At 32.5% G+C, this 14,399-nt stretch carries 10 protein-coding genes; 4 read left to right on the top strand and 6 right to left on the bottom strand.

From position 1 onward, the window contains the following. Window positions 1-32 precede the first annotated feature (32 nt). The 3 genes from MST30_RS04665 to MST30_RS04655 are packed head-to-tail and all read right to left on the bottom strand — an operon-like array spanning window position 33 to window position 2,259. Complete coding sequence (locus MST30_RS04665; RefSeq protein ID WP_243473243.1) at window positions 33-776, bottom strand: T9SS type A sorting domain-containing protein; 744 nt, start codon at window positions 774-776, stop codon at window positions 33-35. A gap of 26 nt (window positions 777-802) precedes the next feature. Further along, entirely contained in the window at window positions 803-1,186 is a 384-nt protein-coding gene (locus MST30_RS04660; protein ID WP_243473242.1) for an OB-fold protein, read from the bottom strand. Between the two features lie 8 nt (window positions 1,187-1,194). Further along, window positions 1,195-2,259 carry a hypothetical protein gene (locus tag MST30_RS04655; protein WP_243473241.1) on the bottom strand — a complete coding sequence of 355 codons (1,065 nt, stop codon included), beginning with the start codon at window positions 2,257-2,259 and terminating at the stop codon, window positions 1,195-1,197. A gap of 106 nt (window positions 2,260-2,365) precedes the next feature. Here MST30_RS04655 and MST30_RS04650 point away from each other — a divergent pair, with 106 nt between their 5' ends. From MST30_RS04650 to MST30_RS04640, 3 genes are read left to right on the top strand one after another with little or no spacing between them, the layout of a single operon-like run. Further along, window positions 2,366-2,890 carry an RNA polymerase sigma factor gene (locus tag MST30_RS04650; protein ID WP_243473240.1) on the top strand — a complete coding sequence of 175 codons (525 nt, stop codon included), beginning with the start codon at window positions 2,366-2,368 and terminating at the stop codon, window positions 2,888-2,890. 48 nt (window positions 2,891-2,938) lie between these two features. Continuing rightward, window positions 2,939-3,850 (top strand): FecR family protein, encoded by a 912-nt coding sequence (locus MST30_RS04645; protein WP_243473239.1) that lies wholly within the window; start codon window positions 2,939-2,941, stop codon window positions 3,848-3,850. Next, the gene (locus tag MST30_RS04640; protein WP_243473238.1) at window positions 3,834-6,128 is read left to right on the top strand and encodes a TonB-dependent receptor plug domain-containing protein; all 2,295 of its coding nucleotides are present in this window, start codon (window positions 3,834-3,836) and stop codon (window positions 6,126-6,128) included. The genes MST30_RS04645 and MST30_RS04640 overlap by 17 nt, the downstream gene beginning before the upstream one ends. Before the next feature lie 2 nt (window positions 6,129-6,130). Here the strand turns inward: MST30_RS04640 and MST30_RS04635 are convergent, their stop codons facing one another. From MST30_RS04635 to MST30_RS04625, 3 genes are all read right to left on the bottom strand, one after another. After that, complete coding sequence (locus MST30_RS04635) at window positions 6,131-7,033, bottom strand: histone deacetylase family protein (protein ID WP_243473237.1); 903 nt, start codon at window positions 7,031-7,033, stop codon at window positions 6,131-6,133. Between the two features lie 21 nt (window positions 7,034-7,054). Continuing rightward, complete coding sequence (locus MST30_RS04630) at window positions 7,055-9,430, bottom strand: hypothetical protein (RefSeq protein WP_243473236.1); 2,376 nt, start codon at window positions 9,428-9,430, stop codon at window positions 7,055-7,057. 206 nt (window positions 9,431-9,636) lie between these two features. Then, entirely contained in the window at window positions 9,637-11,754 is a 2,118-nt protein-coding gene (locus MST30_RS04625; RefSeq protein ID WP_243473235.1) for a Tex family protein, read from the bottom strand. Window positions 11,755-11,892: 138 nt separating this feature from the next. On the opposite strand from MST30_RS04625, the gene MST30_RS04620 reads away from it, so the two are divergent. Then, the gene (locus MST30_RS04620) at window positions 11,893-14,325 is read left to right on the top strand and encodes an MORN repeat-containing protein (protein ID WP_243473234.1); all 2,433 of its coding nucleotides are present in this window, start codon (window positions 11,893-11,895) and stop codon (window positions 14,323-14,325) included. Window positions 14,326-14,399 lie beyond the last annotated feature (74 nt).

The following is a 14,399-nucleotide window of genomic DNA, read 5'->3' as shown; positions in this document are numbered from 1 at the left end:
TGCAGATTGTTTTCTTGCTAAAACTGTTTGTTTTATTGCTTTACAAATCGTTTAGTTTCTTCTCCGCTTTCAGAAGAAATTTTAACTATATACAGGCCAGTTTTCCAATCAGCCACATCTATTTGAGTTAAATTATCAGATGTTATAGATTGTTTAAAAACCTGCTTACCTAATATGTCGAAAATTTCAATAGCTCCTTCAGTGACAGCAGAGTTAAACTCAATATTCAAAATTGAATTTGATGGATTTGGATATAATTTTAAACTACTTCCTTGTTCAAAATCATCGATTCCTAATGTACTCCAAAAAGCGACTCCGTTTTCAGAACCATCTCCAGTATATTCAAATGGAGGAGCAACGTTTATAAATGTACCTGCGTCCCAAACGCCTGCACTAACGGCTATACCTTCTCTTTGATGACCAGCACTTCCCCATTGCATGTAATCTATCATGGCAGAAGAAGAACCAAAACTATTGGTGTTATACAGGCCAAATTCACCATCTGCAACAGCAAAGTTTATAGAGCTGGCAATATATACTTCTTCGCCTGGATTTAACATTGTGGTAGCTGTCATAGAGCTTACTTGACCATAAGCTGGAAAATTGCAAAACCAATATCCAGAGATGTCTACAGCAGACGCTCCAAAGTTTTTAAGTGCTACGGAATTGGTGTTAGGATCTAGTTTCGAAATTCTAACTTGTGCCGAAATATTTATGGTAAAAACCATTACTAAAACAGCAGTTATTAATACTCTTGAGGTGTAATTTTTTTCCATGATGTTTGTATTTAAATGATTAATAGTTATTTGTTTATTGAGCATTGGTCTAGTTTCACTTGTTCTAATAAGTCATCATAGCCAATAACTCGTCCTTTTATTTTTACTTTTTCGTTCTTATTTAATGAGGGCTCAAGATTATTAGAGAATTGACAGAATACCGTATCATCTATAGTTATGTCATTACTATTGATATCTGTTATTAAACCAGAAACTTCAATAGTTTTATTTAAAAATTTTTGCTCTGCAGAAGTAGGGTTTTTAGAAAATAATTGGTTGATTTCAACAGAAGACATTGTGAATTCTGTTTGTTCACTTTCAATATCTCTATGATCTTGGTAAACATAATTGTAACCTATAACAGTTGTTATTATAAGAACTATTATCAAAGCGATCCAATTACGTTTCATGCTCTTCATTAATTACAGTTATTGAAATATTGTATCCTGTCATCATCACCTACAACAAAATTGATTTCAGTTTCATCGGTACAATTTTTAATTTCTTGCAGAATCCAATTGTTATTACACAGTGGTAAAGCTGGGACATTAATTATAACTTCTATGTTATTACTAGAACCGCTAGCGGTCCAAGTACCATATTCTATAATGGAGCTCCAATACACAGACATGGTGCCATCACTAAAGAAATTAAAATCGTAGTTATAATAGGCATTATCATAGTCAATAGCATTACGCTTTAGTCGGTTAACATTCCAATTAGAGCAACTTGTCAATAAACTTTCAATTTCAGAAATTGTACAGTCATCACAATCGTCATCACTATAATCATAGTCATCATCTTCATCACATAAGCTAATAGAATAGTCAATCACTATTTCCAATTCATCAAAATTGTTAATTACAACTTCAGAATTATCAAATAAGATTAACGTTAAAGGAAAATTGAAGGTCGTTATAGTATCTTCATCAAGATCATCTATAAAATCAAAAAGTTGATTATCGTTTTCAATTGTAATGGTTTCTAATAGCTCATTATTTGGATTAAATATTGATGCTTCAATAGGAAATGTAAAATCGATACACTCTATATCATCGTCGTATTCATTTTCGGCATTGCAACTATCGGTATAAGACTCAAATTCTTCCAAAGTATTTATGGTAACTTCTGAGTAATCTGATAAAATAATTGTTATTGGAAACTCAATGTTTAATGTATTGTCAATTTCAGATTGGTCAAAAACACACTCAATAACGGCATAGTCACTTGCAGAGTTTACGTCTATATCTACACCATTAACATTAACTGTGTACGGAAAAGCAATATCAAAACAATTTGCTTTATCTACTATGTTATCTAGAGAACCATCGTTAGAAGCGGTTCTTCTTATAAGTGAAGCGATATTTGTGTTGGCTTCTAAAATCTCATCTTCTGGAGTTTGAATAAGCTCTCTTTCCTCTTTTCTACAAGAAGAAAGAATAGAAGAAAGAATTAGAAAGATTAAAAATGCTTTGAGTTTCATAATGACTAAAATTTTATTGCCATTTAATATATAACAACTCACTTTTAAAAACTACTGAACTTTTTTCAAAAAAATATTTCTATACCTTTAGGCAAACTTTTTAACCTTGTCTAAAAATCTTAGTGAAAATATCTGTGAAGAAGCAGCATTTGAACGTGTTTATAAAAAATACTCAGATGATGTACACAATTTTTTGTACTATAAATATGGTTCTGAGTATAATCCTAGAGACAAGGCGCAAGAAGCTTTTATTAAGTTGTGGGATAATTGCAAGCAAGTCACTTTTGCTAAGGCTAAGTCTTTTTTGTTTACGGTTGCAAATAATTTGATGCTTAATGAAATTAAACATCAAAAAGTGGTTTTAAACTATCAAAAAAACAAACCTACACACTACACAAATGAAACTCCAGAATTCATTATGGAGCAAGAACAGTATCTGGAAAAATATAAAAATGTACTCGCTAGTTTAAAGGAGGAGCAACGTGTAGCTTTTTTATTAAATAAAGTTGAAGGGAAAAAACATAGTGAAATTGCCGATATGCTGGGAGTTACCCAAAAGGTAGTGGAATATAGGATTTATGCAGCTTTTAATATTTTGAAAAAAGAGCTCGAAAATTTTAAAATAAAATAATCAGGAGAATTGAAACCTGAGTTGTTATATGTTTAAGGAGCAAATTTTATGATTGAAGATAAGTTATTAAACAAGTGGCTAAATGATGAACTTACAGATGCAGAAAAAGAAGCATTTAGTAAGCGAGATGATTTTGCTCTTAATCAAAAGATAATTGAGGATTCAAAATATTTCAAAGCATCAGAATTTTCTAAGGTTGATGATTTTGAAACCTTTAAAGCAAAATATAAAGTAAGGTCGTCTGTAAAACGTCTAAACTGGCTAAAACCAGCGTTAAGAATTGCAAGTGTTTTGGTTATTGGCTTGGCGATTTATTTTACCATGTTTATGAATGATAGCATGGTTGAACAACATACTCAATTCGCTGAAAAAACTACTATTAAACTTCCTGATTTATCTAGTGTAACTTTAAATGCCTATTCTGAAATTACATATGATAAAGATTCTTGGTATGACAATAGGCAACTAAATCTTAAAGGTGAAGCCTATTTTAAAGTAGCCAAAGGAAAAATGTTTGATGTTATTACAGATAATGGTGTGGTAACTGTTGTTGGAACGGAGTTTAATGTAAAAGCAAGATCAGATTATTTTGAAGTTATTTGTTATGAAGGTATCGTAAAAGTTACGTCAGATACAATTACAAGACAATTGTTGGCAGGTGATACCTTTCGTATATTAAATAATGAGTTTAGTCAAGATAAGACAGAAGCAATCCAACCAGATTGGGTTGAAAATAGAAGCAGTTTTAAAGCTGTTCCACTAAAAGACGTTGTTTCAGAATTAGAGCGTCAGTTTAATGTGCAAGTAACCTTTAAAGACACTAAAACAACACGATTGTTTTCTGGTGGATTTACTCACAATAATTTAGAAAAAGCCCTTTCTGCCATAACTCAGCCTATGGGTTTAACCTATAAAATTAGTTCACACAATCAAGTGCTAATTTATGGCAATACAGATTAAGCAGTACATATTAGTACTACTTCTTAGCTTTAGTTTTTCTTTCTGTGCTCTTTCGCAAGAGACTGAGAGCAAGATTGCTTTGTCCGAAATTTTAGCATTATTAGAGCAACGCTATAAAGTTCAGTTTAATTATGCCGAAGATGCTATTTCTGCTATTTTGGTTAAACCTCCACAAGAAACCTTATCGCTACAAGAGGCTCTGAACTACCTAGAAATACAAACTGATTTTAGCTATCAACTTACCGATGACAATATGGTTTTGGTAATTATAAACGAAGCGGCTTTCGATTTGCAAAAATTGTCAGAAGTTGTGGTGTCTGGCTATATCGTAAAAGGTATCAATAAACTGAGCAATGGTTCTTTTGAAATTAAGGTCTCAGAATTTGATATTTTGCCTGGCTTGGTAGAGACTGATGTTTTGCAGGCGGTACAAGCCTTTCCTGGCATACAGAGTATTAATGAAACAGTTTCTAATATTAACATTAGAGGTGGTTCTCACGATCAGAATTTAATTCTGTGGGATGATATAAAAATGTATCAATCTGGTCATTTTTTCGGTCTGATTTCTATGTTCAATCCTCAGATAACTCAACGTGTCTCTTTAACAAAAAATGGCTCTCCTACAGAATTTACAGATGGTGTTTCAGGGACTATTTCTATGGAAACTGATAAAGACATCAATAGTACATTTAATGGAAATATTGGTGTCAATTTTATTGATGCCAATGGCTTTGTCGATGTTCCAATTGGTAAAAAATCATCATTGCAAGTTGCAGCCAGAAAAGCTTTAAGCGATTTTACAGAGACTCCTACGTATAACAATTTTTTTGAGCGTATATCACAAGACACAGAAGTAGAAAGTAATTCCATGAGTATTACAAACTCTGACAAAACTTTTGATTTTTATGATGCTTCATTACGTTGGATTTATAAGATAAATAAGAACGACAGATTAAGGGTTAACTTTATAAATGCAGCAAACGAATTGGTTTTTAATGAGAATACTACAATCAATTCTGTTGAAGACTCTAGAGAGAGCAGTCTATCTCAAAATAGCATTGCAGCAGCAATTTCTTACTCTAGGACTTGGAATACCAAATGGCAAACCGTTTTTGAAGCTTACGAAACGGATTATAAGTTAAAATCTATTAATGCGAATCTCTTAGATTCACAACGATTTCTGCAAGAAAATAAAATATCTGAAACAAGCGTAAAACTAAAAGTAAATCACAAGTTTAATAATAAGCTACAATTGCTTAGTGGTTACCATTTTGTGGAAACAAAAATGACCAATTTAGATGATGTAGATGTCCCTCGTTTCAGACTGTTGGTGTCTGAGGTGGTGAGAACTCATGGAGTGTTCTCTCAACTTTCATATAAATCGAATGATAAACAAACAAATCTTACCTCTGGCTTAAGATATAATTACATAGATAAATTTAGTAAGCATCTGTTAGAGCCGAGATTAAGTTTTTCACATAAATTTTTAGACTTCTTTTCTATTGAAGTTTTAGGGGAATTTAAACACCAAAACAGTTCTCAGATTATAAATTTTCAAAATGATTTTTTAGGCATAGAAAAGCGCAGATGGCAATTGTCTAATGATAACGATATTCCTGTGATACAAAGTAGGCAAGCGTCGTTAGGCTTATCTTACAGTAAAAGTGGTTGGTTAATAAGTGCAGAAGGGTATTACAAGAAGATAAAAGGGATAACCACGCAAAGCCAAGGATTTCAGAATCAATACGAATTTGAGAGAACTAGCGGATCTAATGAAGTAAGAGGTCTCGATTTTATAGTTAGAAAGCGTTTAAATAATTTCAATTCGTGGTTAAGCTACTCTTTTATGAATAGCGACTACAGTTTTAACGACTTGCCAGAAGCAACTTTCCCAAGTAACTATGACATTAGACATGCAATTACGCTTGGTACAAATTACACTACAGGCAAGTTAAAAGTGTCCGCAGGTTTAAATTGGAATTCTGGTAGACCAACAACTAAACCAGTTATTGGAAACGAGTTCGTTAATGGTGAAATTAATTACAACAGTACCAATTCATCTACACTAAAAGATTATCTAAGGGTAGATGTTTCGGCATTGTATAATTTTAGATTAAGTTCAGCTACCAATGCTAATTTAGGGCTTTCTGTATGGAACCTTTTAAACAGAGAAAATATTATAAATAGTTTTTATCGTATTAATGATAATGACGTAACAGAAGTGCAACAGCAATCTTTAGGAATAACTCCAAATTTAGTTTTTAGAGTAAATTTTTGAATTTAAAAGAATATCTCTTGAGCTAATCGAAATGTATTGGCATGTGCATCTACAATGATTTTTATATCTGCGGAGTATCCACCTCCCATACTGCACATAACAGGAATGTTTCGGTCTTTACAGATTTGCAAAACAAATCGGTCGCGCGCTTTACAGCCTTCTATAGTCATACCTAATTTCCCTAGTTTATCTGAAGCAATAACATCAACACCACATAGATAATAGATGAAATCTGGTTGCTGCTCGTCTATAAGTTTTGGAAGTGTATCCTTTAAAATGTTGAGATACATATCGTCGTTGGTATCATTATCTAATGCAATGTCTAAATCGCTCAATTCTTTTTTAAAAGGATAATTGCTTTTACCATGCATGGAAAAGGTAAATACAGTATCATCATTCTGAAAAATTTCTGCAGTACCATTACCTTGATGTACATCTAAATCTACTATAAGAACTTTATTTGCCAATCCTTTATTTTGAAGATATCGTGCCCCAATTGCTTGGTCGTTGAGTAAACAAAACGCTTCGCCACGATTGGTGTACGCGTGATGTGTACCACCAGCAATATTCATAGCAATACCATACTTTAGAGCATATTCAGAAGCTTTTATTGTGCCATCTGCAATAATGACTTCGCGCTCCACTAATGCTCTGCTCAATGGAAATCCTATTTTTCTGGCGGCTCGTTGATCTAACGTTAAATTAACCAGTTCGTAGTAATATTCTGGGTCATGTACAGCAACAATGTATTTGTCATTGGGTTTCTCTGGCTCAAAAAAATTATCGTTTGTACACGTCCCTTCATGCAATAATTGCTGAGGTAACAATTCATATTTCTCCATAGGGAAACGATGTCCTACAGGTAATGGATGTTTGTAAATTGGGTGGTATGCTATTTTTAGCATTAAGCTTCGTGTAAAATCTGATTAATCTAAAGTGATTTTTTTGTCTTCAGATATAAGAGAACCGTCGTTTGCAATACCCTCAATATAAAGTGTTACAGGAACTTTTGGTTTTTCGATTTTAAAAATTACGTTTCCGCTTTCATTAACTGAAAGGTTGGTTTTCCAATCTATTACACCATAATTTTTGAAAAAATTGTCACTATACGATTTGTATTTTGGTATGTAAAATTTCTTATCACTACTAAATGTCAAAGGGAATTCATATGCTTTGGTAGTTTTCTTGTCATACCTTGTTGAAGGTAGTTTTTTGGTGTAAATTTTCACAAAACCATTGGGACTTCTGTAGCCATCTCCAATACCAAATCTATTAAACTCAATAGACTCAATATCAGCTAAATATAAACCTTCTAAAATTGTTGGGTCGGTTAAGAGTACATCATCTAAAAAATAATTTATTTGAAACCTTCCAATTTTTAACGAAGAGTCATTGCTATTTTGAGTTCTTATTCTTTCACTTTTTATTCTTTGGTCTATATAGTCTGTTAACATGATAAGATTAGTTTCATCTTGTTCATCAACTACTGTGACTCTTCCAAATCTATCAGTACTTAACTCGTGTTGTTTAAGTCTTTTTTCTAGTATTGGGCTAGACTCAACGGTAACCGTATCAAGCTCTTGTAGATTTTTTGAACTTTTAAAAAAAGAATTTTTAGTGTAATTGTCTTGTTTAAGTTTTAGTGTTTTTTCTTCATAATAATTTAAATCAGAAGCATTATGATTGAGTTGAGGTATTGCTTTAGGAAAAAACTGTAAGTACACTGATGCGGGTTTTAGTCCATCGGCTTCAGTAATTTTAGACATTTGAATAGTAGTGTTGTCTTCTGGATATAATCCATAGATCCAATAATATGAATCTTCAGGATTTACTTCTGCAATCATAAATCCTTCATTATTTGTGCGATACATTAATTGATCGTTGTTGTTGGAAGTAACATTAGCTTTTACAGTAATACCTTGTTCAAACTGATGAGTTAAGTTTGGTGCTCCTTTAAAAATGTTATCCCAATTGTAACTACTCCATCCTTGTGTAATGAGTAAGTTGTCTAGTTCATACTCCTTTTTTAGGTCTGTATCGGTAAAATAGTATTTAGGGTGTTCAATAATTCCTTTTACATAGGGTTCTAAATACGTAGACGAAATAATGTTGTTTTGCTTGTTGTAGGATTTGGTTTCTTGTGGTAAAACCGAAACACTAAAGGAATTTTTAAGTTTAGGATCTACGGAATTAAAATTTAAATTAAAAACGAGGGAGTCTTTTGTTGTAGAAGTCGTTATAATACTAGGCTTTATGATATCTAATCCTTGATGGTTAAAAAACAAACGCTCTGCAATCGGCTTATCGTCTTCATTAAACAATGTAACAATATTTATACCTGGCGAAGTAGTATTGCCGTCAAGAATTTTGGTAATAACAGTATTGTCTGTAAAATATACATCTATTAAATTATAACTGTTACCATTGTGAATCATCAGCGTGTGCCTTTGGTTTTTAATGGTATTGAAGGTTTCATTATTAGTGGCTAAAGAAATATAGATTTTATCTTTTAGTTTACTAAGACTTATAATGATGCCTTTTTCTTCTATCTTTTGGTTTAGATTAAACTCATAATCCTTGTTATCTGTTTTGACTTTTACGATGTATGAGCTGCCTATTGTTGGGATTAATTGAAAATTCCCAATTCCAAATTGATTAGTTTCAAAGGTTGTTACAACGTCTTTGTTGTTGTCAATAACTTCTCCGCGTGAGTTTGGGATGCCGTAACCATATTCGTCCTTTATAGTAACTCCAACAACATTAGTCACATTATTAAGTAAGTGACCGCTTTCGGGTAAAAATTGAGCGTCAATGTCATTCTCTGCCAAAACAGTGTCTACAGTATCTTTATTGTTAGGATCGAGTATTTGTATAGACTCTGAGTAATAATTTTTTTCGTTAAAGTTTAGCATCCAATTAGTATAGGCTTTAATGTTATAAGTACCAGAGCTAAAAGAAGAATCAACTTCAAAAATGTTTGAAGCCACTCCCTCTTTTACACGCACCAACTTTTGTTTTACAATAGCGTTGTTAGAATCTTCAATTACCACATAAAGATTAGAAGTATAGATTGAAGGTTTCTTATTTCTTTTGTCTAAAACATAAGCCTTAAAACCAATGTCTTCTCCTTTGATGTAAGTAGACTTATTGAGATGTAAATAAACGATCTCTCTGGCAGTTTTATGATAGTCTGTGTAAGCTTTGATTAGTTGTTCATCCTCTTGGCTAAAAGAGAGGTTTATAATACTAAAAAAAACACTAAACAAGAATAAATGAACTCTATAACGATTGGATGTTTTCATTTTTTAGAAAAATTTAATAACTAAGATTTTAGAACTAAAAGATACGCTAAAAGAATAAAAACTAAAAGACCTTAATACATTTTAGGCTTACTTTATTTTGCGAATAAGTAGTTAAAATAAAAATTGTCTTCCCAATTATAAAAGAAGCTCATTTACATAGGTGAAATAAAAAAAGTATAGACGTTTAGCCTCTGTTGTGCAGTTTACTATTTATGCAATTTCAATTGAATACGTTTTCTGTCAACATCAACATCCAAGACTTTTACTATAATTTGTTGATGAAGATGCACGTGCTCATTAACATCTTTAACAAAGTTGTCGCTAAGATTCGAAACATGAATTAAACCACTTTCCTTAATACCAATATCTACAAAACAACCAAAGTTGGTAATGTTATTTACAATGCCAGGTAAAAGTTGCCCTTCGTGAAGATCGTTTATGGTTTTTATATTTTGATTAAAAGTGAAAACTTTGGCTTCTTCTCTAATGTCTAAACCAGGTTTTTCTAGCTCTTTTACAATGTCTTTAAGTGTTGGTAAACCAACGGTTTCAGTATAGTATTTTTTTAAATCGATATTTTGAAGTCGGCTTTTGTTTCCTATTAATTCTTTAATTGAAATGCCTTCATCTTTAGCCATTTTTTCAACAATAGCATAACTTTCAGGATGTACAGAAGAATCATCTAAAGGGTTTTTAGCCTCTTTAATTCTTAGAAATGCTGCCGATTGCTCAAAGGCTTTTTCTCCCAAACGAGGTACTTTTTTTATTGATTTTCTTGATGAGAACGCACCATTTTCAGTTCTGTGGTTAACGATGTTTTCCGCTAGTTTTGGTCCAATTCCAGACACATAACTTAAAAGTGAAACACTGGCAGTATTAATATTAACACCAACAGCATTTACACAGTTTTCTACAACAACACCAAGTTGTTTTTGAAGTTTTGTTTGGTCCACATCGTGCTGGTACTGACCTACACCAATAGATTTGGCATCGATCTTTACCAATTCTGCTAAAGGATCTTGCAAACGTCTACCAATAGACACAGCACCTCTTACAGTAACATCGTAATTTGGGAATTCGTCTCGTGCAATTTTTGAAGCCGAGTAAATACTTGCACCTGCTTCGCTAACCACAAAAACTTGAACGTCATTTTTAAATTGAATTTTTCTAACCAAAGCTTCTGTTTCTCTCGATGCTGTGCCATTACCAATAGCAATAGCTTCAATTTTATGCGCTTCGGTAAGTGAAGCCAGTTTTTTTAGAGCAACAGTCCAGTCGTTTTTTGGTGCGTGCGGATAGATGGTTTCATTGTGTTTTAAATTGCCATTTTCATCTAAACAAACTACTTTACAACCGGTTCTAAATCCAGGATCGATAGCTAAAACACGTTTTTCGCCAATAGGTGAGCCTAATAAAAGCTGTCTCAAATTTTTTGCAAAGACTGTTATGGCTGCATCGTCTGCTTTTTCTTTAGCGGTATTTAAGGCTTCTTTACTCAAAGACGGGAAAAGCAAACGTTTATAAGCGTCTGAAATTGCCAATTCTAACAGGTCTGCACAGGCATTATTGCTCCGAATAATTTTTCGGTCTATACGTTCTAAGGCTTTATCGTCATCAATTTCAATTTTTACTCTAATAAAACCTTCGCTTTCTGCACGTAATATAGCGAGCAAGCGATGCGATGGAATACGACCCAAACTTTCAGACCAATCAAAATAATCTCTAAATTTTTGTGCTTTTTCTTCGGTTTCTTTTGCCTTAACAACTTTAGTGCTTATCTGTGCAAAGCGTTCTAGTTGCTGTCTTAAAGCGTTTCTAATATCTGTACGCTCGTTAATCCATTCGGCAATAATATGTCTGGCACCTTCTAAAGCTTCCTCAGTAGATGATATGTCCCCTTTTACATACTTATAAGCAATAGATTCTATATCGTTAGCGTTTTGGCTCATTAGGATTTTAGCCAAAGGTTCTAATCCATTTTTACGAGCGGTTTCAGCCTTGGTTTTTCGCTTTTTCTTGTAGGGTAAGTATAAGTCTTCAAGTGTGGTTAAATCTTCAGCGTTCTCAATACTCTGCTTCAATTTTTCCGTTAAGACATCTTGTTCTTCCAGAGCTTTTAGGATGGATGTTTTTCGTTTTTCTAAGGCTTCAAATTCTTCTTTAAACTTTACAATCAGGCCAATTTCAACTTCATCTAAATTGCCAGTCGCTTCTTTTCTATATCTCGAAATAAAAGGAATGGTACAATCTTCGTTGAGTAACTTTATAGTGTTTTGAATAGAAGTTTTAGATAGTTTGGTATGAGATAAAATATAATTGACCATTGATATAATAGATGTTTCTTAATCCTAATAAGGAGCAAATATAGAAAGATACGCAGCTAAAATATACGACATTCATCGTATAGCATTCCGTTTTGTTAAAAAGTAGCTTTGTGTACCCTCAATATCACATATTTTATTATGAACTTGATTAAAAAATTACTCTACTGCATTATACTATGTGCAAATTTTATTGGTTATGCGCAAAATATTGATTGGGTGAATGCGCCTGTTAATCCTGTGCCTCAAGGTTGCAATCTTAATAAAACTGAACTAAAAGGTGATGTCTTTCAGGCTACTCACCAATATTATGATAAGCTTGGGAATCAAATATTTTTTAATCCAAACGAATATGTTACTAAAGATCATTTAGACCGAATAGTTTCATATACGTCACCAACTTTAGGTACCACAGAATATAAATACGACAGTAAAGGAAACCTCGTTTACAGCGGAGGTATTTTGTATGAATATGATAGCAAAAACAGAGTGGTAAAAAGAATGCAAGGTGAAATGATTAGAACCTACACTTATGAAAAACAAGGAGATGTACTTATTGTTTTTAATTATGAGCATTCAGAAACAGGTGCGTTGGTATTAAAAGGCGAAGACCATTATAAAAATGGTTTAATTGTACGAAGAATAGATAAGAAAAGACAAGAAGAAATTATCTATAGCTATGAATTTGATATACAGGGTAATTGGACTAAACGTTTTTACACTGATGCTAACGGTAACCCAATTCGCAATCCGTTTAACCAAGTTATTATTTACCATAAGGAATTTGAAAATTTTGACGCCAAAGTGACCGTTAAAAACACTTCAGGAAATATCAACTTGACATCTAATATTTATTTACCTCATCTTGTATTAAATAGCAAGTTAGTTAACTTACCTCTTACGTTTAATTTCAGTAATGATTATGTTTTTTATAATCCACTTACAAACAACTATTTCATAGCTCCTAATGCCTTTGATAAATCGTTGCCTAAAAATGCTATTATTCCTCATAAACCACTTTTACAAGGCGAGAAAAATATTCTTTTAATAAAAGGAAATGAAACCTTACTTATTAAAGACGGCTTAAATTATAAAAGGAATGACATCTCTAATAATTGGAGATACAAGAAATATTTTAATCACATTTTAATTAATAATGAACAAGAGATGTTTTTTGCTGAAAATGCAATGCTCAAAACATCAAATGAAACTAGGGCATTTCCGGTAGTTTCCATGACATCGAAAGGTAATGAAATATGGTATGTGCCTTCAAAAGACAAAAAAAAGATTACACTTTATGAAAAAGGTAAAGAAATAAATGGTTTCAAGGTATTTGGATTTATAGAAGGTACTCAAGATTATGTGTTAGGTTTTAACAACACACCATCTTATGTTTTAAGTAACTATAATTTAAGTAAACCAGAAAACTTTAACAGAGGCAGATATTTTAATCCTTCAGTTGATACCATTGGAAAAGAAAACAGTTCAAACCAGTCAGAAAATAATGTAGAAGACACTTCTTGTACATCAGGAAATTGCACTGATGGTTACGGAACGTATACTTTTAAAAGTGGAGCTAAAGCAGAAGGCTTTTTTAAGAATGGTAAGCTTCATGGTTACGCACAGTTTGTTTACGCTAATGGAGATACCTATAATGGCAATTATTATGAAGGTCAACGCAACGGTTATGGCATTTATTACTGGAAACAAAGCAACTTACACTATTATGGTCATTGGAAAGATGCAAAGCAACATGGCTATGGCTATTTTGTAAAAAACGGAGAAACCGTTGAAGCAGGTATCTACACAGACGGTCAATTAACAACCAATTTGTTTGCCGACTATTTAAGCCAAAAAACCAATGGAAACTGCTTAGGTGATTGTGCAAATGGCTATGGATCTATAACATACAATCAAGGCGATGTTTACGAAGGCTTTTTTAAAAATGGTCAACCATATAAAGCAGGTAGTTATATGTGGACTGATGGGAAAAGTTATATGGGAGATTGGGACGATAAAGGTAAAATAAATTATACAGGGCAATTTTTTACAGATGCGTTTGTCTATAAGGGTGCATTTGCCCACAATGGTTACATCACAGGCTTAGGAGTTAAACTAGATAAAAAGACAAATATTAAAACCTACGGTGAATTTGAAGCGGGTAAATTGATTGTAGATTATGCAAAAAGTGCCACACAGAATGACAACACTACAGCGCCTTCAAAAATAGTTGAGGATGCTCTGCAAAGTTTAGCAAAATTATATGTTAGCACTTACAAGGTGGACAATGCAAATTTTAAACCAATGGTTATTAAGGATCATAATAATATGATTGCAAAACAACCAATAGATAGAGTTAATCAAAGTCATGCTAATTTTATAAAACGGCTATTTCTCTTAGATAAGCAAGTAGCTTATCAATATCTTCTTAATTTACCTAACCCTTATGCCAGAAAAAATACATCTAAAATTATCGAACTTTTAAGTAATGAGGAGCGTACCTATTTTGTTAATGAATCTAAAAGAATTACGAGCCAGTACAAACTCAAAAAAGAATATGAGCCTAAAAACTAAATCATGAGTTTTAGGCATTTTGTTATACTTTATAAATGTAAATGTACAACCGCTTCCTTTTCATTAGTTCTTAA

Origin of the sequence: Winogradskyella sp. MH6, assembly GCF_022810765.1 — a bacterium.
GTDB lineage: Bacteria > Bacteroidota > Bacteroidia > Flavobacteriales > Flavobacteriaceae > Winogradskyella.
Note: the sequence above shows the minus strand (reverse complement) of the source record. Positions and strands in the feature narration are given on the sequence as shown.

Bases quoted from the DNA above. Each gene is read 5' to 3' on its own strand.
- MST30_RS04665 (WP_243473243.1), bottom strand. From the start codon at position 776: ATGGAAAAAAATTACACCTCAAGAGTATTAATAACTGCTGTTTTAGTA.
- MST30_RS04660 (WP_243473242.1), bottom strand. From the start codon at position 1,186: ATGAAACGTAATTGGATCGCTTTGATAATAGTTCTTATAATAACAACT.
- MST30_RS04655 (WP_243473241.1), bottom strand. From the start codon at position 2,259: ATGAAACTCAAAGCATTTTTAATCTTTCTAATTCTTTCTTCTATTCTT.
- MST30_RS04645 (WP_243473239.1), top strand. From the start codon at position 2,939: ATGATTGAAGATAAGTTATTAAACAAGTGGCTAAATGATGAACTTACA.
- MST30_RS04640 (WP_243473238.1), top strand. From the start codon at position 3,834: ATGGCAATACAGATTAAGCAGTACATATTAGTACTACTTCTTAGCTTT.
- MST30_RS04635 (WP_243473237.1), bottom strand. From the start codon at position 7,033: ATGCTAAAAATAGCATACCACCCAATTTACAAACATCCATTACCTGTA.
- MST30_RS04630 (WP_243473236.1), bottom strand. From the start codon at position 9,430: ATGAAAACATCCAATCGTTATAGAGTTCATTTATTCTTGTTTAGTGTT.
- MST30_RS04625 (WP_243473235.1), bottom strand. From the start codon at position 11,754: ATGGTCAATTATATTTTATCTCATACCAAACTATCTAAAACTTCTATT.
- MST30_RS04620 (WP_243473234.1), top strand. From the start codon at position 11,893: ATGAACTTGATTAAAAAATTACTCTACTGCATTATACTATGTGCAAAT.